Below are 20877 nucleotides of genomic sequence, written 5' to 3'. Positions count from 1 at the left end.
TTCTGGCGACGGGGCTATGAATGTCTGACCTGACGAAGCTCATCCCGGTTATCATGTGCGGCGGCGCCGGCACGCGTCTGTGGCCAGTTTCCCGGGACTCGATGCCCAAACAGTTCATCTCGCTGTTTGGCGGCGAGTCGACGTTCCAGCGCGTCATGCGCCTGCTTGACAATGCTGTGGTCTTTGGCAGGCCGATTGTCATTACCAATGCCGAATACCGGTTCACAGTCCAGGACCAACTGGCGCAGGCCGGGGTTGACGCGGAGATCGTGCTGGAGCCGGCGCGCCGTGATTCAGCCGCCGCAGTCGCGGCGGCCGTTGAACTGGCGGCGCTTCGCGACCCGGACGCGATCGTTGGCGTCTTCGCCGCCGACCACGTGGTTCAGGATGGCCGGCGGTTCGTAGAAATCTGCGAGTTGGCCGCGCGGGTGGCGACGGAAGGGCGCATTGTCACCATCGGCATTCCGCCGACAGGTCCGGCGACCGGCTACGGCTATATACGTCCGGGCGAGGATATTGGCGGCGGCGGCCGTCGTGTCGAGGCTTTCGTCGAAAAGCCCGACGCCGCCCGGGCGGCCGGATATCTGCTCGAAGGTTATCTCTGGAATTCGGGGAACTTCATCTTTCCCGCCCGGCTCATGCGACAGGAGTTGCAGCGGCTTGCGCCAGATGTGCAGCAGCCGGTGGCCAGCGCCGTGGCTGGCGCCGAGCGGGATTTGTCGTTCCTGCGCCTCGACGGCGCAGCATTTGGCAAGGCCAGAGCCATTTCCATCGACTACGCCGTTATGGAGCAGACGGACAAGGCGGCGGTCGTCGTCGGGGATTTCGGCTGGTCTGATGTCGGTGGTTGGGGCGCGGTATGGGAGCTTTCAAACCGCGACGCAGACGGCAACGCCATTCAGGGGCGGGGCTATGTGCTCGACGGCAAGGACAATCTGATCCACTCCGGGGAAGGGCTTGTCGCGGTAATCGGCCTCGACGGCGTCGCCGTGATTTCGACGCGCGATGCGACGCTGGTGGTCCCGCGCGCCCAGGCCGCCAAAGTGAAGGACATGGTGAAGCTGATTGCCCGTCAGGGCGAGGCGGAGGCGGGACAGCACCGGGAGATCCAGCGTCCCTGGGGCAAGTATCTGTCGATCGATATGGGCGATCGTCATCAGGTGAAGCGAATCACCGTAAAGCCGGGCGGCATCCTGTCGTTGCAGAAGCATTATCACCGCGCGGAACACTGGGTCGTGGTGCGCGGCACCGCCGAGGTGACGCGCAACAACGAGATACTGGTGGTTCATGAAAATGAATCAATCTATCTGCCGATAGGGGCCGTGCACCGTATGGCCAATCCCGGAAAAATTGCCCTGGAACTGATTGAGGTGCAGGTCGGCTCATATCTCGGCGAGGACGATATCGTCCGTATTGAGGACATCTACAGGCGGGTGTGAGGGTGTGCCCGGTTGGCCAGATGAGCTGGGCTGACGTTGTGCGCGAACGTCTGGGCGAAGGGCGCTCCGGCGCGGAGGACATGCTGTAATGGCAGTTCAGAACTCTGGCTCGCTCAGCGAAAGTCCTGGCCGCAGCACGCCCCTTCATGATGGTCGCGCCTGTTCTGCTATCCACGACGGCGCGTGGTTGCGGTTGCACCGCGCCTGTTCAAAGGATGGCGGCCCGTACGGGAGCTAACGGCCCGAGCCGGCCAACCCTCTGTGACGCCACTGCGGTGAGCCCGAGTTCGTGGCGCGGCGCAGATCCGTTACGCCACACGCCTCCGTTTCGCGGTCGAACGCGTACCCGGCAGACAGGGAGCCTGGATCAACATGACGTCGCTGAAGTTCGGCACCTCCGGCCTCCGGGGACTGGTTACGGAACTGCTGGGTATGCCGGCCTACGCCTGGACGCGGGCGTTTTGCGAGGTGATGCGCGAGGGCGGCGTCACGGGGCCCGTCATGGTTGGCCGGGACCTGCGCGCGTCCAGCCCGGAGATCGCGGCGTTGTGCATTCAGGCGATCGCTGACGCCGGTTTTGCGCCAGTGGATTGCGGCGCGGTTCCGACGCCGGCTCTGGCGCTGGCCGCGATGGCGGCTGGCGCGCCAGCGGTGATGGTGACCGGTAGCCACATTCCGGAAGATCGCAACGGGCTGAAATTCTACCGGCCGGATGGAGAGATCAACAAGGGTGATGAGGCTCGTATTTCTGCCTGGCAGGCGCGGCTCGCCATTACGGAGGCGCCAGCTGTCACCGCCAGGGCAACCGCCCATGACGCCCTGACGCCCTATCTTGATCGTTACGCCGCATTCTTCGGTCCGGACGCCCTGAAGGGCATGACCGTTGGCGTCTACCAGCATTCGTCCGTCGGCCGCGACGTCATGTGCGACGTGCTGCGCGCCGCCGGCGCCACGCCCGTTCCGCTGGGACGCGCGTCCTCGTTCATTCCGGTCGACACGGAGGCGTTGCGCCCGGAGGACAATGCGCTTGCACGTCAGTGGGCCGGCGAGCAGAAGCTGGACGCCATCGTTTCGACGGATGGAGACGCCGATCGCCCGCTGGTCAGCGACGCCAGCGGGGCCTTCCTGCGCGGCGATCTGGTGGGCGCATTGACGGCGACGGCGCTGGGCGCTGACGTTATCGTCACGCCGGTGACGTCGAATTCCGCGCTCGAAAAACTGGGCCAGTTCCGTCAGGTGCTGCGCACCAAAGTTGGAAGTCCCTACGTTATCGCGGGCATGGCCGAGGCCAAAGCCGCAGGCGCTGCGATCGTGGTTGGCTTTGAGGCCAACGGCGGCGTGCTGCTGGGGTCGGATGTGCAGCGCGGCGGCCGCAGCCTGCCCGCCCTGTCGACGCGCGACGCCATGCTGCCCATTCTTGCCTGCCTTGATCTTGCGGCGCGACGGGGCCGCCCGTTGGCGGAACTGGCGAATGAGGCGGGGTTTTACTGCGCGCTGTCCGACCGGTTGCAGAATGTTCCCCAGGAGAAAACCGCCGCGCTCATCGCCCGGCTCGATGATGACGATCCAGCATTTCGTGACGCCGCCTTCGCCAGCCGCGGCGGCGTGGTGGCGCGTGACCGCCGCGACGGCCTGCGCATGACCCTCGGCGACGGCTCCACCCTGCACCTGCGCGCCTCAGGCAACGCGCCGGAATTGCGGGTGTATGTGGAGGCCGAAAGTGGGGAAGTGGTGAAAACCTTGCTGAGGGAGGTGTTTAGCGCGCTACCGCGCAGCCTCGTGAGATTTGACGCCGAATCCATGTGGTAAAGAGGTCTACGGCAGCGAAAGAGTGCTCTGAATGCTCAGAGCTGGTGGATTGACCGAAACGAAGGAGTCCGTCGAGGCATTCCGCCGCTTGCGTTCCCGTGCCCCGGGATTTCCATCACTGTTTACGGGGCTGACCGTCGGCGTCTTGAGGCACTGATCGCGGACCGCAACACACCGCAGAAGCATGTCTGGCGCGCCCGGATAGTACCGATGAGCGCCGATGGCGTGGGCACATCAGCCATCATGGCGGAGGCCGGAACGGCGAAGACGACGGTCTGGCGTTGGCGGGCCCGCTTCATGGGGAAGGCGTCGTCGGTTTGTTGCGCGACAGGTCCCAGCCGCCGGGAAAGCCACCGGTCGCTGACGAAAAGACCGCGACGATCGTGGCGATGATGCCGGAACCCCCGCCCTTCGAGGCGACGCACTGGACCGCGCGCCATGGCCAACGTCGCGGGACTGGCGGTTTCCACGGTCCAAAAGATATGGAAGACCCACGGCCTCGCCCCGCATCGCTGGCGGCGCTCCAAGCTCTCTAACGATCCGGGTTTCGCTGGGAAGTTGCGCGACGTGGTCGGGCTCTACGTGAGTCCACCGGCCCACGCCTTGGTGCTCAGCATCGACAGGAAGTCAGAAATCCATGCTCTGGATCGCACGCAACCGGGACTGCCGCTGAAGAAAGGGCGCGGTGCGACCATGACACGCCGCACCGGCGTGCGACAAGGCTGACCGTGACAAGACTGACCGTGACGCCCGCCTCGTGCGTCTGCGCCACCATCTCCAGCTTCTCCGCAACCGACCATTGGCGACGCCGCTCCGGTCCGATCAGGACCTCGGCCTTCGGATAAGAACCAGTCATAGCCACGACATTGCTCCCAACCCTTATTTTAAGGGTGAGACATGTCCGGGGAATTCGGGGCCGCTTCATTTCCAAACAGATGGGGTGATTAGGGCTTCAGCCTGATGGTGACTGCTCCGTTCAGGATTTTGGAACGTGGTCCGTGTTGAGCGGCCACAAGCATCGGGAGGGGGCATCCACGCCATCACTTCTCAGCGGAAATCAACACCAATGGGCCTCGGTATCGGCTTCGCTGGCTGATGCAATGATGGTGGCGTCAACCAGCGTGCCGGTCTTGACCCCGATCGCCTTCGCCTTGAGTTGCCCGGTGATCGCGCCGCACAGCACCGTGTCCAGGTTCCGCTCGACCAGCGCCTTGCGAAAGCGCACGAAGGCGGTGCGTTCCGGCATCGGCTCCGACAACGAGAAGCCGCAGAAATGCCGGAACGAAGCACGGTCGTCCAGCGCTTCGGCGAGCTTCACGTCCGACAGGTCGTACCACACAGATAGCAGCATCGCCTTGTGGGGACGATCAGTTTCGATGCGGTGAAGATGGCCGCCCTGGCGCGACTGGAGCCCGCGCACTCAGCACGTTGCAGATCCCGAGGAGGTTCTCAGACAAGAGCGGTGTCGTGAAGATGGCTTTCTTCAGGAAGGGGAAACCGGCTTTCAGCATGACCTCCCAGAGCTCGGTGCTCGGATTGGTGGGAATGTCTCCCTTGAGAACTCCAGTCCGCCAATCATGCGCCTGTGGATTGTTCATCTTCCAATCCGCCGCTGCGTTTCGAATGATCTCATCATAGCGCCATGCCGAGCCCATACGGACTCCCCGGCCGTTCATCCAGCGGGAGAAACCGGATTCATGGCTGTTGACCACGAACCAGCGGTCACTATGTGGCTTATAGGCGTCCCAGAAGCCCCCCCATATGTCGCTGGCAACCAGATCGACCGTGCAATAGAGGAAGAAGGATTGAAGGTGCCAGTTGTGAAGCCGGCAATCCACGGCGCCGGTGATATCGAACCGGCCCGAGCGGGCCACCTCGAACAGGGGGGCCAAGCTGTTCATCGTGCCGATGACGCTGTCATTGGCCAAGATGACGGAATGACCGGAGACGCCGAGGCGGTCGAGCAGGCGGACCCCGATGGCATAGAGCCCGAAGTCCCGCGCGAGGTTCTCGCAATGAACCAAACGCCAGACCCGGCCCCTAAGCTTGGAGCAGGCTTCCAGGGTCAGCTCGCTGTTGCTCGTCAGGAAGACGATGCAGCATCCCTGCGCGCGCATCGCGTCGATATAATCCAGGACGTAGTCCTGAACCTCGCTCCGCAAATCGTAATGGGCGAACAGGCAGATCGTCTCTTCCGCTGCGGGCGCGGGACCGAGCTCGAGGTTGGACAAGATCACTGCGCCGGTTTCATGCTTGCGCTGCTCGTCCCGGGAAAAGCGCGCCTCGTCCGCCAATGTCCGAAACAGGACGTTCTGCCAGGCCGTGCGATCGGCCAGATGTTCACCGATGGTCTCGTGCCATTGCCGGGTTGAGAACAACGCATTGGGGTTACGAGGCCTGTCCACGCTCTGGCGGCAGAAATGCTCAAGGCACGTCATCCCGGCGGGCATCTCATGTCCATAGGTCTGGCGGTAGTAGAAAACGTCGAACAGGATGTTGGGACCGACCAGGTCCGCCTGCCACAGGCACTCCTGGAAAGGCAGGTCGGGGGCTCCGCTGGCCTGCCGAATCCAGGCGAGGTCGATCAGCGGGTGGGGGCTTTCGGAGGCGTTCATGAGCTGTCCAAAACTCGAACCAGAAGTCATGCCATGGCCGTAGCATGCAACCGTTCGAGCAGCAAAGCCCGTTCCGAGGAATCCAGAAGGGCAAACCATCCAGCAGGCCACAGCACCTGGCCGGCATCGGATAAGGTGGCTCGTCCATGATAGGATCCGGAGCAAACCAGGGTGGAGGTCGCGGCCCCGCCCCCAGCATCCGCCCGGTGCGGAAACGTGCCGAGCAGGCTCGCTTCCGCGCTATCGGGGCTGGACAGCAATCGATTCCAAGCTTGGGCTAGCAGCGAGCTGAAATCCCACCGGCCGGGATCGCTCCCCAGGATATCCACGGCATCGCGGGCGAAGCGCAGAGCCTCCTCGTGCATGATGGCGATCAGGCGCCGCTGCTCGGTCGACAAGGTATCCTGGGAGCGGACCGCGCTCAACGCTCCTGTCGCGGGGTCGGATCGAAGCCCGATGGCCGTGGTCGTGTTTTCGCTGAGCAGGACTTCCATCAGTGCCGGACAGGCTCCGATCACGTCGACATGCTGTCGAGGCGAGGGCATCCGGAGCGGTGTGTAAGGGTACGACTCGAATATGCCATCCGAGAAGAAATACGCGTCCGCCGGCAGGTCCGCCGGCAAGTGGTTTTTGCGATTGTGGACGAGGCCGAAGAAGTAGGACCTCATCGTGGCGCCGGGAGCCAGGGTTGCGAAAAGGGATTTCAGCGACGGCATGATGCTGCCTGACCAGCCGAGATCGACCAGCCCGATGGCCTTGCTGCCCTCGATGCCGCCGGCATCCCGATAGTATCGCAACAGATCGTCCGATGCCGCATTCGCGTGTTCCAGGATCGTCGGCGCAAGGTCTGCGAGCGCCTCCCCGAGCAAGCGCTTGGCCGCGCCATAATCGTCGCGCTTGCCGAGTTGGTCCAGGATCGGGGCATCGACATCGCCGATGCCCAGTCTGCTGGCGCATTGGACGATGATGTCGTCGTTTCGGATCAGGAACATGTCGAGGTAATCACGCAGCGTCGTGGCTCGCGAAAAGTCCAGTTTCGCGGCCGAATCCCGAAGCTGGTCGAGCGTGAGCATACGTTGACTGTACAAAAGGCTACGGGAGGCCAGTATATAATGGGATTCGCCGACAGAAAATCCCGTTTCACGTAGGAGCTCATAGATTTTCTGGATCAGGATACCATCCCGCGCTAGGAACAGGACCTTGTCCAAGCCATCGGCCCTGGCCCGCTTCGCGACCCATCCGGCAAAGGCAAGGGCCGTAGGTCCGACAACCTCATAGCCGACATGACGAGCGATGCGTTCCGCGGCATCGACATCCGTGGCCTCGATCCGGACGCGATGCTCCCGCGCCAGGCCCAGTCCGACGGATGCAGCCGCGTTCGAGATGTCGAGCGTCGAGACATCGGCCATCTGCAGCGCATAAGGCCGCTCCCACGCCTGCTCGACATAGTGGACGGCATTCCAGCCCATAGCCTCGGCGCTCTGCTTGTCGGACTGATGGTTGTCGCCCAGATGCAGGATCTTCTCGCCGGGAATTCCCAGATCCGCGGCGACCTTCTCGTACAAGCCGAGCTGCCCTTTGCCTACGCCGTATTCGTTGGAGACATAGACGACCGGATCCTCGTAGCCGGCAGCGGACAACACTTCCGCCAGGAAGGCGGAAGGCAGGTACATGTCGCTGACGAAAATCGTCTTCTTCCCCGCCGCTTTCGCTTTCCGATACCAGCCCAGCACCGTCGGGTTGGCGCGGAGCATCCGTCGTTCGATATCCAGCTCCAACCGTTCGAGTCGATCGCGCTCGCCATCGTTGAGCTCCAGCTCTTTCTGCAGGACATCGTAGATGTGCCGCAGGCCGATCTCCACCGTCCCGGCTTCTCGTTGTCCGATATTGCGTGCCTCGCGTTCGGCCCAGAAACGCAAATCGGCGAACGTGCCGAAGCGTGGATGGATGGTGCGCGCCGCCGCCTCCGCCAGGTCGAAGACCGAGGTTGGGTGGGCGACCCGCCTGATGAGCGCGGTGTCGAAAATATCCAGCGACAGGACCTCGACGGACTCCAGCCGGTCGAGAACTGCCGCATCCTGGGTGCTGGGTAGATGCGCCCGTTCCGGTGGGGTGTAAGGGACCGGGACGCGGGTGGGGATGCCTCCGAAGTCGCGGGCGGAGCGTGCCCAGCCTCTGGGAGCGCCGGCATCGGCGGCTGCCGGCTCGGACCTGATCTGCGACAGGAACTGCTGCAGCGGCTCGATCTCGCCGTCGGGGCCCGGCGGGTGATGCTTCAACCACCACTGGACATCGAACAGTGGATGGGGATTGCGGTTCTGGCGCCAGCCGATCGTCACATAATGCGTGAAAGGATCGACATCGATGCCCTCCAGTTTGGGCTCTTGGTTCAAGTAGTAGTCCGGATCGAACCAGCCGCGATCGAACGCGACGATTTGGGGCGACCTGGATTCCGGGGCGGTCGAGAGCACCGGCTCGCCGCGACGCCGGGCGCGTAGAAAGGCCATGCGTGTGGGCAAGCGGTGGGGAGTGACAGCCCACCACAACGCTTTCGTCGCGCGCCGGAGCGTCCGCCGCACCGATAGCGGTGTCCGGCCGAGGATCGCGCGGAGGGGGGCGGAAGCCCGCCAGAAAGTGCTCTGTTCGATAAGTTGGGAATGCGCTCTTGCGGCATGAGTGGCCGCAGCCTCTCGAGCCAACGCGTCGCGTAGCTCTACCGCGACCTTTGCCTGATCGTCCGTGGCACCCTGGAGCCTGTCCCGTTCGGCGAGAGCCACCTGATGCTCGCCCTGGAGCCTGTCCCGTTCGGCGAGAGCCACCTGATGCTCGCCCCGGAGCCTGTCCCTTTCGGTGAGAGCCGCCTGACACTCGTCTTGGAGCCTGCCCAGCTCGGCGCGTGCCGCCTGATGATCTTGACGGAGGCGATCCCGCTCCACTGTAGTCTCATGGAGGTGGGCGTGCGTACGCTCGTGCTCACTCTGTCGCCTGACGGCCAGACCTAGTCGTGAATAGGCCGTGCGGATGAGGTCTGTTCGGCCGGGACCGGCATTCAGCAATGGCTGTAAGCCGTGCGGAATCTCCGGACCGATCGCCAGCACGCCCAAGCCATGACCATGTGGAAACGAGAAGGAGGGATACTGCGCGGACAACTCCGCCCAGAGGCGCCAGACGCCAAAGTCGCGCTCGCGCACATTGATGTCATGGAACAGCACCACGCCACGCGACGACAATTTCGGGCGCCAAGTTTCGAAATCTTGGCGCACATCATCGAGGAAATGTCGACCATCGATGTGCAGCAGATCGATGGAAGCATCATCGAAATAGGGCAATGCTTCGTCAAAACGACAACGCAACAGGCGCGAGAAGCCTGAATAGCCTTTATCGTTTGTACCCGCAACCTGTTCGAAAACCTCCTCGCCATACGAACCGGCATGCTCGTCGCCAAGCCAGGTATCGACAGCATAACAGGCCGTCGAGAGCCGCAACCACTGTACCGCTTGGCAAAAAGAAAAATAGGAGAAGCCGTTATGGGTCCCGAGTTCGACAAAAGTATCTGGGCGGATGGCATCCACAAGCCAGAACGCAAAGGGAGCATGTTCCAGCCAAGCCGATTCGACGACGTGTTGAGGCGGCCAGAAAGCGGAAGAGCCTATCCACGCGAGTCGATCCTCCTGAAACGGTTCGGATACAATCCTCTCAGGAATGGAGTCGATATGGCTATTCATTTAGTCCCATCCACGAGCACTGGTCAGCTTCCACCCCATAGGCGGCTTGATGCGTACATTGCCTATTAACGCACGTTTGAGAAGGTGGAGGGTTCGAAGAACCTCACGCATTTGGCCATTTTGTGGTGATGTGAGGCATTGGCGCAGGGAGACGGGTCTAGGTCGGGGATGCCGGGCTTCTTTGATGTCGACGAGCGTCTGAAGCGCCTGAGCGAACTGGGCGATCAACTGGAGGCGTATGCGGGACTGTCAGGAATTTCGTGTGCGGGCGGCGTGAAGAAACTCAGGCCGCCATGGCCCTTGTGAAGCATCTGTTCGCCGACGGCGCTTACGACCGGGCGAAGCTCTTGGACAGGGCCGCCTTCCTCGACTTCGTCGTCGAGGTGGTGCGCCGTATCGAAGGCGTGCAAGGCTTCCATGTCCTGCCTCGCAGATGGGTGGTGGAAAGAACCTTCGGATGGATGATGCGCTGGAGACGCCTCGTGCGCGATTATGAGCAGCGCATCGACGTTTCCGAGGCCATGATCCACATCGCTCTCGGTGCACTCCTCATCAGACGCATTGCTCATTGACCTCTTTTTCAAAAGGACTCTAAGAGCCTTCTCTGAAGGGGGCGTTGACGTCAAGCTGCTCGTTCTGGTCAGATTGCAGGAACCTGCCCAGATTGCGGGCGGCAAAGCCGCCGGGTTCAGAGCCGATACGCACGGCGGCCGGCCGACCTGCCTCTCGGCGGCTGGCGGGTGATGCTGACGATCATGGCGCGTCGTTTCTGGTGCGATGCTGTCCAGTGTGGCCGGCGGATCTTTTGCGAGCGGTTCGGCGACAACGTGCTGGCCCGCCATGGTCGGTGCACCCAGCGACTGGAGATAATCGTTCACCATCTCGGCCTGGCGCTCGGCGGCGCACTTCCCCCCTCCAGCTATGCCGGCCGGATAAAGTTGTAGGCCAGATGGGCCCTGCCATTCTTTGGCCGTGCCGCCGCAGCGCCGCCAGACGTCAATCGGTGAGCATCGCCATCACATGTTCCGCGATCGCCAGCGAGGCGGTGAGGCCGGGGCTTTCAATGCCGAACAGGTTGACCAGCCCTGGCACGCCATGGACGGACGGGCCATCGATGCGGAAGTCGGGCGCGGGCTCGCCGGGGCCATGCAGCTTGGGGCGCACCCCCGCCCATGCTGGCGCGAGCGCGCCTGCTGGCAGGTCCGGCCACCAGTCGCGGATCGCGGCTTCGAACATCTCCAGCCGGTGGGCGCTCACCGTATAGTCGTCTTCCGCCTCCACCCATTCCACGTCCGGGCCGAAGCGCAATTGCCCGCCTAGATCGATGGTGGCGTGAACGCCAAGACCGGCAGCGAGGCCGCTGGCGGCGGCGCCCACCGGATAAACTAGGTGCGAGAACGGATTGCGTCCGGTGAAGGCGAAATAATTGCCCTTGGCAAACCATTGCTGCGGCTGGCCGTGATCGGCGAGGCCCCGCGTGGCGCGTGCCATTCGCGGCGCGCCGTGGCCGGCGGCATTGATCACGAGGGGTGCTGCGATCTCCGTCTCCGTCTCGCCGTCGGTCGCCTGCACGCAGATGCTGTCGCCCGTTGGAATGACGGCGACGGCGGTCGTGCCCAAGGCGATGGCACCGCCCGCCGCCGTCAGGTCGCCTGCGAGCCTGGCGGCGTAGGCGAGGGCGTCGACGATGCCGGTGTCGCCGCAATGCAGGGCCGCCACGCAGGCGACCTCCGGCTCCAGACGCCGCACTTCCCTGCCTTCAAGCAGTTCGATGTCGGCCACGCCATTGCCCCGCGCTTTGTCACGTAGGGAAGGGAGCGCCGACGCGTCCTGATCGCCGGTGGCCACGATGAGCTTGCCGCACTGCTGGAAATCCACGCCCTTGTCGGCGCAATAACGTTGCAACATGGCGCGGCCGGGGGCGCACAACCGCGCCTTGAGCGAGCCCGGAGCGTAATAGATGCCCGCATGCATCACGCCGGAGTTGCGGCTTGAGGTCTCGCGGGCCACGCCGGCCTGGCGCTCCAGTACGATAGTCTCGCGGCCCGTGGCGGCGATGGCGCGGGCGATGGCGAGGCCCACGACGCCGCCGCCCACGACAATGGCGTCGGTCTGGTAGTTGCTCATACGGTGCTCCCTAGCGCAGCAGAGATGGTCGCAGGATTTTGGAGTTAGCGTCCGCGTTCGTGGTCCCCACCCCGGAATACCGCGTCTCTGGTGGCCACCGGGCTCATCGTTATGGTGGAGTTTGACGACTTCAACCCTGACGAAGAGGAATTCCCGATGACCGATGACAGACTACTGATTGAAGAGCTTGCCGCGAAGACCGGTGACGGAGATTTTTTGCGGGCGATCGCCGAGAGCGTGATGCAGCTGATCATGGAGGCCGACGTTGACGGCCTGATCGGCGCCGGCCGGCACGAGCGCAACGGGGGACTGTCAGGAATTTCGTGTGCGGGCGGTCATACTGGACCTGATGGAGGTTCCCGATGACACGACGCAAAGCACCCCGCATTCCAGACGCGCTTCTTGACCAGTTGCTTGCTGGGGCAGACCCAAAGACGGCCTTTGACGCCAATGGGCTGTTCGATGATCTGAAGAAGGCGTTGGCCGAACGGGCCCTGAACGCGGAGATGGATCATCATCTGGCGGCCGATGAAGCGGGCAACAGCCGCAATGGCTATGGGCGCAAGACTGTCACAACCGAGACAGGCCGGGTCGAGCTGGACATCCCCCGTGACCGGCAGGCGACCTTCGATCCGCAACTGATCGCCAGCTACCGGCGCCGTTTCCCCGGCTTTGATGACAAGATCGTCTCAATATGCCCGGGGCATGAGCGCGCGTGAGATTGTCGGGCATCTGCGCGAGCTCTACGGCATTGACGTTTCGCCCGATCTGATCAGCGCTGTCACCGACGCTGTCCTCGAAGAAGTCGCCGCCTGGCAGGCCCGGCCGCTGGAGCCGGTTTATCCGCTGGTGTTTTTCGACGCCCTGCGCGTGAAAGTTCGCGATGAAGGCGTCGTCCGCAACACCCATGGCGACAAAGCCCCGCTCTGTCAGGGCGGCGTCAAAGCGGGCGAACAGGCTGTCGATGGCCTTGGCCTTCACCAGCCGCTCACGGAAAAGCCAGACGGTCGTGGCGTCCGGCACGGCTCCTTCAAGGCCCAGCCCAAGGAAACGCTGGAACGACAGGCGGTCGCGGATCTGGAACTCCGTGGCCTCATCTGACAGCGAGTAAAGGGCCTGAAGGACGAGGATCTTGAACATCATGACCAGGTCGTACGGCGGTCGCCCGCCCTTGCCCCTCGTCGCCCGGTGAAGAGCTCCAACCAGTGGCGTCCGGAATGTCTCGAAATCCACGACTGACGCCAGCCGCTCAAGGGGATCGCCGGTGGCGCTCAGAACTGTATAACGATCCCCAAGATCAAAGAAACCGGGCTGACTGGCCATCGACGCTTCCGAAAGCTGACCTGCTCAGGTTCTCAGCACAGACCTCAAAGCACCAGGTTTTTCGAACCGTCCAATTTCATTATCCGACTTTTGTGGCTTGACGGGAGACGTGCGCTCGTATGATCCCTACGGGTCGGCGCTGACGCCAGAAACCAACATGGTTTCGATTTTGGAATCGTCCCTTGAAAAGGAGTCTATCCATCTGAGCGATGTGATAGATCTCTGCCAATGCAGATGGTGGTCGGAATGAAAGCGGTTCTTTTAGCTGGAGGCTTAGGTACCCGGTTTGCCGAGGAAACGGATGTTCGTCCAAAGCCTCTGATTGAGATCGGTGGTAAGCCGATTATCTGGCATATTATGAAAATTTACTCTACCCATGGCATCAACGATTTCGTCATATGCTTGGGCTACAAAGGGTACCTCATCAAGGAGTATTTTGATAATTATTTTATGCATATGTCAAATATTACGTTTGATATAAAGAATAATAAAATGGAAGTGCATCACGTTGACGCCGAACCTTGGCGCGTTACTCTCGTGGATACGGGCGAGACGACGATGATCGGAGGTAGGATTAAACGCATCTTGCCTTATATCGGCGACGACAAGGAATTTTGCCTGACATATGGGGATGGCGTCGGAAATGTCGACATAACCGCTGCAATCGCATTGCACCGTCAGGAAAAACGGCTGGCAACCCTGACCGCTGTTCAGCCGCCCGGACGTTTCGGTGCCATCGATTTCGACGGTACCCGCGTTACCGGCTTCCAGGAGAAGCCGGTTGGTGACGGAGGTTGGATCAATGGCGGCTTCTTTGTGCTTTCTCCCGAGGTCGGTAAGTACATTGCCGGCGACGAAACCGTCTGGGAGCAGGAGCCGCTCTGTGCGTTAGCGGAAGAAGGCAATCTATCAGCTTATTTCCATCGTGGTTTCTGGCACCCGATGGATGCACTCAGGGATAAGCGCCATCTGGAAGCATTGTGGGCTTCCGGCAATGCACCTTGGAAAACGTGGTGAATCGTAAAGGACTTCAAGAATGCGCGTTTTGATCACCGGCAACATGGGCTACGTCGGGCCCGTCCTCACGCGGTTTTTGCGCGATTCAACGCCTGAAACCGAGATCGTTGGCTTTGATGCGGGCTTTTTCGGGCATTGTCTTACCAATGCCTCCACCTTGCCGGAGACGTTGCTCAACCGTCAGGTATTCGGTGACATCCGTGACTTCCCAGTCGAAATTCTCGATGGCATCGATGCTGTTGTTCATCTCAGCGCGGTTTCGAACGACCCGATGGGTAACAAATTCGAGGCGGTGACCCATGAAATCAACCAGCTTGCCAGCGCAAGATTGGCCGAAGCGGCAGCGGCGCGTGGGGTGAAGAATTTTGTCTTTGCGTCGAGCTGCTCTATGTACGGGTATGCGGAGGGAGGGGCTCGTTCGGAGAAGGATCCAACCAACCCGCTCACAGCTTACGCCCGCTCCAAAATCGGGTCGGAAAACGCTTTCGGGCAGATTGATCTCGGCGACATGAGCGTTACATCCTTGCGCTTTGCTACGGCGTGTGGCATGTCTGACAGGCTCCGTCTAGATCTCGTTCTTAATGATTTTGTCGCCTGCGCTATTGCGTCCAGTGAAATTACCGTCCTCAGCGATGGCACCCCTTGGCGTCCGTTGATCGATGTTCAGGACATGGCGCGTGCCATCTGCTGGGCCATTCAGCGTCAGGCTACGAATGGTGGTCGATTCCTCGCTGTGAATGCCGGACGCGACGAGGGCAATTATCAAGTGTCGGAACTGGCTGCTGCTGTAGCCAACCATATCCCGAACACTAAGGTGTCGATTAATACCAGTGCACCTCCCGATAAGCGTTCCTACAAAGTAGATTTCTCCCTGTTCAAGGAACTGGCACCAGAAGCGATTCCACAGGTGAGCCTTGGACAATCGATCGAACGGCTGACGAACGGCCTGATTGGTATGGCTTTCGCTGACAAGGACTTCCGCAATTCCCAGTTTATGCGTTTGAAGACATTGGAAAGTCTTATGTCGGCCGACCGACTTGGCATGGACTTGCGCTGGTGCGCCGGCGGTCGGTACTGAGGAGTTTGGGAATGAAATTTCATAAAACGCCCCTTGAAGGTGCCTATCTCATTGAGTTGGAGCGTCGTGGTGACGATCGGGGCTTTTTCGCGCGCTTTTTCTGTGAGAAGGAGTTTGCGGATCATGGGCTGGATACCCGCTTTGTTCAGGTCAACAACTCCCTGAGTTCTAAGGCTGGAACTCTACGCGGACTCCACTACCAGCTGCCGCCCGACGGAGAGGTCAAAGTCGTACGTGCTGTCAAAGGCGCGCTGTGGGACTGTATCGTCGACCTGAGGGCGGGGTCGACTACTTTCGGCAAGTGGTTCGGTGCGGAACTGAATGACGAGAACCGGCTCATGATGTATGTGCCACGCGGATTCGCACACGCCATTTTGACGCTAACCGACAATGTGGAGGCCTTGTATCTCGTGAGCGCGTTCTACGGCCCGCAGAGCGAGCGGGGTGTGCGTTGGAATGATCCCGCAATCGGAATCGAATGGCCAATTCAACCAACCGAAATATCTGAGAAGGACGCGAAGTGGCCTGATCTCAACGAGACCTTCCACGGTTTCGAAGCGATGCGGGGGCTTTGATGAAAGTCCTACTTACGGGCGCTAGTTCATTTACTGGCTATTGGTTCGCCCACAGCCTCGCGGCAGCAGGCGTCCATGTTGTCGCCCCGCTGCGACTGGGCGTCGCTGATTATGGGGACGGCATACGTGCCGAGCGAGTTCGCCGGCTTGCGAGGGTGAGTGAAATTGTGGAGCACTCATCCTTCGGATCGGATCGCTTTCTCGATATCGCAAGAGCGGGCAGTTTCGACGTGCTGTGTCATCATGCAGCGCGGGTCGGTGATTACCGCAGCCCTGATTTCGACATTTCCGGCGCCTTGGAGGAAAACACTCATAATCTTCGCGCCGTACTCGAAGCGCTTAGCAAGGGCGGACTGAAGGGGGTGGTTCTGACTGGCTCTGTCTTCGAGCAGAATGAAGGTGCCGGAGAGCACCCGCTTGTTGCGTTCTCGCCTTATGGTATTTCCAAAGGGCTCACAGCGGAAGTAGTTAGGTATCGCTGTCGAGAGGCCGGTCTTATCTACGGGAAATTCGTCATTCCAAATCCGTTCGGACCTTTGGAAGAACCGCGCTTTTGTAATTATCTCATCCGCACTTGGAGGAAGGGCGAAACTGCGGCTGTGAACACGCCAGCTTATGTCCGCGACAACATCCATGTAATGCTGCTTGCGCGCGCCTACGTTCGATTTGTTGCCGAACACGGAACTGGCGGACAAACCATACGCCAAATGAGCCCAAGCGGTTATATCGAGAGCCAAGGCTCTTTTGCTCTGCGGTTTGCTTCTGCCATGCGGTCCCGCCTTGGGATGGCCTGCGAGGTAGAATTGCGAACGCAATCCGACTTCTCAGAGCCGCTGATGCGCGTGAACACGGACAATGCTGAACGTTACGTTACCGACTGGGATGAGGAAACTGCCTGGAACGAGGTCGCTGACTTTTACAGGATTTAAGAGGTTTTTTGAAAAAGGTTGATGATCGGCTTTTGGCGTGATTCACACTTTCGATGTGGAGACTGTTGATTTCCGCTGAGAACTGACCCGGGATTTGCACCGAGAAGTGACCCACGCGTTTTATGGTGCCGTAGTTATCGGGGGGTCAAGTTTTCACTGACGTTGCCCCCGTGCCCTATTCCGGTTTGAAGTTCGATCTGGCCCTGCTGAGAGGACCAGGTATGAAGCGCACCCGATTTTCAGAAGAGCAGATCATCGCGATCCTGAAGGAGCACGAGGCCGGCATTCCGGTGGCTGAACTCTGCCGGAAGCACGGGGTCAGCGACGCCAGCATCTACAAGTGGAAGGCGCGGTTTGGCGGCATGGAGGTGTCCGGGGCCAAACGGCTGCGGGCCCTTGAAGACGAGAACAGTCGTCTGAAGCGTATGTTGGCCGATGCCATGCTCGACAACGTGGCGCTGAAGGACCTGTTGGGAAAGAAGTGGTGACGCCCGCCACAAGGCGGCAAGCCGTTGGCCATCTCACGCAGCAGCACGGGATGAGCGAACGTCGGGCGTGTAAAGCCACCGGCTTCAGCCGCATGAGCATGCGTTATCAGGCGCAGCGCAGGGACGATGGTGTCCTGCGCACGCGGATGAAAGAACTGGCCCATGAACGCCGGCGGTTTGGCTACCGGCGTCTGCATGTTCTACTGCGTCGTGAAGGCTTTGAGATCAACCACAAGCGGCTTTTCCGGATATACAGGGAGGAGCGGCTCGGTGCGCGCCGTCGCGGCGGTCGCAAGCGGGCGATCGGGACACGGGCGCCGATGCAGACCCCGTTGCTGCCGAACGAACGCTGGTCACTGGACTTCGTGTCGGATCAACTGACGGATGGCAGGCGCTTCCGCGTGCTGACAATCGTCGACGACTGCACCCGCGAGTGCCTTGCGCTCGTGGCTGACACTTCCCTTTCACGCGCCCGGGTGGCGCGTGAACTGGATGCCTTGACAGGCGCCCGGGGCAAGCCAGCCATGATTGTCAGCGACAATGGCAGTGAGTTCACTTCCAACGCCATTCTGGCATGGGCAGACAGCTCAAAGGTGCGCAGGCACGACATCGCGCCGGGCAGGCCCATGCCGAATGCGTTCATCGAGAGCTTCAATGGGCGTCTGCGAGACGAATTCCTGAATGAGACGTTATTCTCCACGCTGACCCAGGCGCGCGCCCAACTGGACAGATGGCGGGTCGATTACAACGGGGCCCGCCCACATTCTGCGCTGGCGTGGCAGACACCAGCCGCCTTCTCGGCCACGTTTGCGCAGCGGCGGGATCTGCCGTTGCGCCAGGTCGCGGGCTCCACGACAGATCCCGCCTCAACCATCCGTGCAAAGACAACCCACAACCGCCAGGTCGAACTCGGGGCTGGATAGAACTTGGGGGCAACGTCACGCCCAGTCCATGACGGCGACGAGATAGAGGAAGCCCCGCTGCATCGGAATGTACGTAATGTCGGCGCACCAGACACAGCGGCCGAACGAGGGATCGCTTCGGTGAAGCCGAATCAACCTATGAAGCGACTAAAGATGACGCGTGGGACAAGCCACACACCGTAAAAAGCATAGCCGTAGACTATGAGCCAGCTGCTAGAAGTCACCGCTGCCGTAAACTCATCCTCACCACCTCGCGCCCTTAATCGGCAGGGCACGCAGATGGCGCAGAGCAGCAAAACCGGAATGAAATATCGCCCTTGAACACCCTCCACACGGCTGGCGCCGACAGGCGTCCAACTTAGATATTGGGCTGCGAAAATTGCCGCAGCCACGACAACGCAAAGACCCAGAATGAGCCACGCGTCACGCATTCGCATGCTGTTCTGCGGACGCATATAGTCGCCCAGCATAGCTGCAAACACGGGAGCAACCGCCAATCCATAATACCACTGGGGGAGAGGGGTATCTAGGTTACCTAGGACGCCAACAATCTGCTGAAGATATCCAATAGCGTAAAACTCTAACGTATTGAACGCAATTGAAGGGATGTGGGTCATATGACCAAGTATGAAATCCAATTGCCCACTTATGGATATGCCGTCTTCCAATTTAAACGGCACCTTGACGGGTGCAGCGCCTAGCAGCACCCAGGAAATGGCGATTGCCGTTGAGAGGGCGAGGTACAGGACGCGCCGGTCCCCGTGCCATTTTGGGTTTACGGTTCCAATCTGGGGAGCGAAGAGAGGGAGGAGGAAGATTGCGATAATGGGAAACAACGGCGTCCGTGCTGCGACCATGCATCCTACTATCATCGAAAGTAGCAGGCCACTGGATAGCCGGAACCGCTTTCCGGACGCGTAGGCGTACGAAAGCAACCCGGCGATCAATGCAGCAAGCGATATCAGCAGCGCATCCTGCGTCACGTAGGAGTAAAGATGCAGGGTCATGGGGAAGCATAACAATACAAACATTGTTGCTCTTCCAGGTCCTGCTAGTGCCAAACCTACTGTAGATATCGCAATGGCGGAGAGTGCAGTTAAAAAACGCGCCATATAAATGGAATCCAGCACACTCTTTCCGGTGACCTGACCAATCTTTAAGCCAACAATAGCGGGAAGGTACATGAGTGGTGGGTAAATGACGCTCGTCTCGAAGGTTGATGGCCGTTCAGCTCCACGCCAGAATAATTGTCGCGCTTCAGTCAATTTGCTGCCATCTAGCTTCGCAGCCGGCTTGGCAAGCATGTAGGCAAACGGGGGATGAACCATGTTTGCAGCGGGAGGAACTGGGCCGCCCGATGAAAATTCCCCAAACCTCTCACCAATCACATGCCCATTGGTGAGATGGGCGACCCTGAGAAAGTGTGCGGCTTCGTCGGCTCCTTGAAACGGTGGCAAGACGAAAACCTGAAACAGGACAATTGGCAGACTTATGCAAAGGTACACGACGGGGCAGTACCGGAACGCGGCCGCTTCTAGCTGTTTCCACACAAATCACCTCCTGGGCCCTACGCGGCGTGCGCATACCTAACTTGAACAAAGGAATGACTGAACATGCACAGCTTCCTCTCGTGGTTCTGTCCAGCTGTCAACGCGCCGAAATGGCCCTTCGCAAATTTTGCTCGTTTAGACAGGGATCCAGGTGTTGAGGGAATGGTGGGGCAATCGGAGCCTGCTCTGTGGAACGTCCAGCGCGGGTGTCGATCGAGCCAGACGGGCACCTTTTCATGTTTGTGGGCGGCGTAGTTGTCGAGGATGACGTGGACCAGCTTGCTTGCCGGAATGTCGCGCGCTTAAGGGCATTGAGAAAACGGATGAATTCCTGATGCCGGTGGCGTCGCATGTTGCGCCCGAACGCCTCCCCGGTCAGTACGTCGAGGGCCGCGAACAGCGTGGTCGTGCCATTTCGTTTGTAGTCATGGGTCATGATCGCGCCGCGCCCCTTCTTCAGCGGCAGTCCTGGCTGCGTGCGATCGAGCGCCAGGGTCTGTGACTTTTCGTCGATGCTGAGCACCAGAGCGTGAGCGGGTGGATTGACATAGAGCCCAACGACGTCGCGCCAGCTTCCCGGCAAAGGCCGGATCGCTGGAGAGCTTGAAGCGCCGCGACCGATGCGGAGCGAAACCATGGGCCTTCCAGATCTTCTGGACCGTAGAGACCGCTAGCCCCGCGACATTGGCCATGGCGCGAGCGGTCCAATGCGTCGCCTCGAAGGGCGGGGGCTCCAGCGTCATCGCCACGATCGTCGCGGTCTTGTGGTCAGCGACCGGGGGCTCTCCCCGGCGGCCGGGACCTGTCGCGCAACAAACCGTCGACGCCTTCCTCCATGAAGCGGGCCTGCCGCCACCAGAGCGTCGTCTTCGCCGTTCCGGCCTCTGCCATGATAGCTGATGTGCCGACGTCGTCGGCGCTCATCAGCACGATCCGGGCGCGTCAGGCATGCTTCTGCGATGTGTTGCGGTCGGCGATCAGTGCCTCAAGACGCCGACGGTCAGCTCCGCAAAAAGTAAAGGAAATACCAGTGCGCATGACCAAGGTTCTCACGGAATGCAAGCGGCGAATCCCTCGCAGGACTCTTTCGTTTCGGTCAATCCACTAGGCTCCGGACCCATAAAAACAGTTTCGCTTTTAAGCGTTTTCTGATTCAAAGTTCCCGAAGGGAGCCATCGGATGGGCACGCACGTTTTCTGGCTGACGGACGAGCAGTTCGCGCGGCTTGAGCCGCATCTTCCAACAGATACCCGCGGCAAGGCCCGGGTGGACGACCGAC

General features: G+C 60.7%; 12 protein-coding genes and 8 pseudogenes. 13 read left to right on the top strand and 7 right to left on the bottom strand.

Annotation, left to right across the window (positions count from 1 at the left end; translation table 11 throughout):
* Positions 1 to 20: 20 nt before the first annotated feature.
* The 3 genes and pseudogenes from EV666_RS04635 to EV666_RS18560 form a co-directional block, all read left to right on the top strand.
* Positions 21 to 1439, top strand: coding sequence for a mannose-1-phosphate guanylyltransferase/mannose-6-phosphate isomerase (locus tag EV666_RS04635; protein ID WP_132003829.1), 1419 nt, complete (start codon positions 21 to 23; stop codon positions 1437 to 1439).
* Between the two features lie 372 nt (positions 1440 to 1811).
* Complete coding sequence (locus EV666_RS04630) at positions 1812 to 3248, top strand: phosphomannomutase (protein ID WP_245514211.1); 1437 nt, start codon at positions 1812 to 1814, stop codon at positions 3246 to 3248.
* 78 nt (positions 3249 to 3326) lie between these two features.
* Positions 3327 to 3947, top strand: a pseudogene (locus tag EV666_RS18560) (helix-turn-helix domain-containing protein); the annotation flags it as partial.
* A 358-nt stretch (positions 3948 to 4305) separates the two neighbouring features.
* Here EV666_RS18560 and EV666_RS04615 read toward each other — a convergent pair.
* The 3 genes from EV666_RS04615 to EV666_RS04605 are packed head-to-tail and all read right to left on the bottom strand — an operon-like array spanning position 4306 to position 9588.
* Positions 4306 to 4599: a transposase gene (locus tag EV666_RS04615; RefSeq protein ID WP_245514210.1), complete on the bottom strand. Its 294-nt coding sequence runs from the start codon at positions 4597 to 4599 to the stop codon at positions 4306 to 4308.
* 16 nt (positions 4600 to 4615) lie between these two features.
* Entirely contained in the window at positions 4616 to 5863 is a 1248-nt protein-coding gene (locus tag EV666_RS04610) for a rhamnan synthesis F family protein (RefSeq protein WP_165909896.1), read from the bottom strand.
* A 26-nt stretch (positions 5864 to 5889) separates the two neighbouring features.
* Positions 5890 to 9588 carry a class I SAM-dependent methyltransferase gene (locus EV666_RS04605; RefSeq protein WP_132003814.1) on the bottom strand — a complete coding sequence of 1233 codons (3699 nt, stop codon included), beginning with the start codon at positions 9586 to 9588 and terminating at the stop codon, positions 5890 to 5892.
* A 302-nt stretch (positions 9589 to 9890) separates the two neighbouring features.
* Here EV666_RS04605 and EV666_RS04600 point away from each other — a divergent pair.
* Both EV666_RS04600 and EV666_RS04595 read left to right on the top strand, forming a co-directional pair.
* Positions 9891 to 10160, top strand: a pseudogene (locus EV666_RS04600) (transposase); the annotation flags it as partial.
* A gap of 60 nt (positions 10161 to 10220) precedes the next feature.
* Positions 10221 to 10529, top strand: a pseudogene (locus EV666_RS04595) (transposase family protein); the annotation flags it as partial.
* 55 nt (positions 10530 to 10584) lie between these two features.
* Here the strand turns inward: EV666_RS04595 and EV666_RS04590 are convergent.
* Entirely contained in the window at positions 10585 to 11715 is a 1131-nt protein-coding gene (locus EV666_RS04590) for an NAD(P)/FAD-dependent oxidoreductase (protein ID WP_132003811.1), read from the bottom strand.
* A gap of 156 nt (positions 11716 to 11871) precedes the next feature.
* On the opposite strand from EV666_RS04590, the pseudogene EV666_RS04585 reads away from it, so the two are divergent.
* Both EV666_RS04585 and EV666_RS04580 read left to right on the top strand, forming a co-directional pair.
* Positions 11872 to 12018, top strand: a pseudogene (locus tag EV666_RS04585) (IS256 family transposase); the annotation flags it as partial.
* Between the two features lie 59 nt (positions 12019 to 12077).
* Positions 12078 to 12699, top strand: a pseudogene (locus tag EV666_RS04580) (transposase); the annotation flags it as partial.
* On the opposite strand, the pseudogene EV666_RS04575 reads toward EV666_RS04580, so the two are convergent.
* Positions 12619 to 13038 (bottom strand): annotated as a pseudogene (locus EV666_RS04575) (transposase); the annotation flags it as partial. The pseudogenes EV666_RS04580 and EV666_RS04575 overlap by 81 nt on opposite strands.
* A gap of 246 nt (positions 13039 to 13284) precedes the next feature.
* Between EV666_RS04575 and rfbF the strand changes: the two are divergent.
* The 5 genes from rfbF (at position 13285) to EV666_RS04550 (ending at position 18048) form a co-directional block, all read left to right on the top strand.
* A complete protein-coding gene (gene rfbF, locus EV666_RS04570; protein ID WP_132003808.1) occupies positions 13285 to 14055 on the top strand; it encodes a glucose-1-phosphate cytidylyltransferase in 771 nt (256 codons plus the stop codon).
* Positions 14056 to 14074: 19 nt separating this feature from the next.
* Positions 14075 to 15133, top strand: coding sequence for an NAD-dependent epimerase/dehydratase family protein (locus EV666_RS04565; protein ID WP_132003806.1), 1059 nt, complete (start codon positions 14075 to 14077; stop codon positions 15131 to 15133).
* An 11-nt stretch (positions 15134 to 15144) separates the two neighbouring features.
* Positions 15145 to 15708 (top strand): dTDP-4-dehydrorhamnose 3,5-epimerase, encoded by a 564-nt coding sequence (gene rfbC / locus EV666_RS04560; protein WP_132003804.1) that lies wholly within the window; start codon positions 15145 to 15147, stop codon positions 15706 to 15708.
* Positions 15708 to 16637 (top strand): NAD-dependent epimerase/dehydratase family protein, encoded by a 930-nt coding sequence (locus EV666_RS04555; protein WP_132003802.1) that lies wholly within the window; start codon positions 15708 to 15710, stop codon positions 16635 to 16637. Before rfbC ends, EV666_RS04555 begins: the two co-directional genes overlap by 1 nt.
* 221 nt (positions 16638 to 16858) lie before the next feature.
* Positions 16859 to 18048, top strand: a protein-coding gene (locus tag EV666_RS04550; protein WP_376884705.1) for an IS3 family transposase whose coding sequence is annotated in 2 segments (ribosomal slippage) — positions 16859 to 17108 and positions 17108 to 18048 — 1191 coding nt in all. Because the reading frame shifts where the segments join, the coding sequence is not laid out codon by codon here.
* A 131-nt stretch (positions 18049 to 18179) separates the two neighbouring features.
* On the opposite strand, the gene EV666_RS04545 is transcribed toward EV666_RS04550, so the two are convergent.
* Both EV666_RS04545 and EV666_RS18550 read right to left on the bottom strand, forming a co-directional pair.
* On the bottom strand, positions 18180 to 19598 hold the full coding sequence (locus EV666_RS04545; protein ID WP_132003796.1) for a DUF2142 domain-containing protein: 1419 nt from the start codon (positions 19596 to 19598) through the stop codon (positions 18180 to 18182).
* Positions 19599 to 19732: 134 nt separating this feature from the next.
* Positions 19733 to 20636 (bottom strand): annotated as a pseudogene (locus tag EV666_RS18550) (IS630 family transposase); the annotation flags it as partial.
* 141 nt (positions 20637 to 20777) lie between these two features.
* On the opposite strand from EV666_RS18550, the pseudogene EV666_RS04535 reads away from it, so the two are divergent.
* Positions 20778 to 20877: pseudogene (locus EV666_RS04535) on the top strand (IS5/IS1182 family transposase); the annotation flags it as partial.

The sequence above is a fragment of the Camelimonas lactis genome (genome assembly GCF_004342915.1).
GTDB lineage: Bacteria > Pseudomonadota > Alphaproteobacteria > Rhizobiales > Beijerinckiaceae > Camelimonas > Camelimonas lactis.
This window is presented reverse-complemented; position numbering and strand designations above follow the sequence as displayed.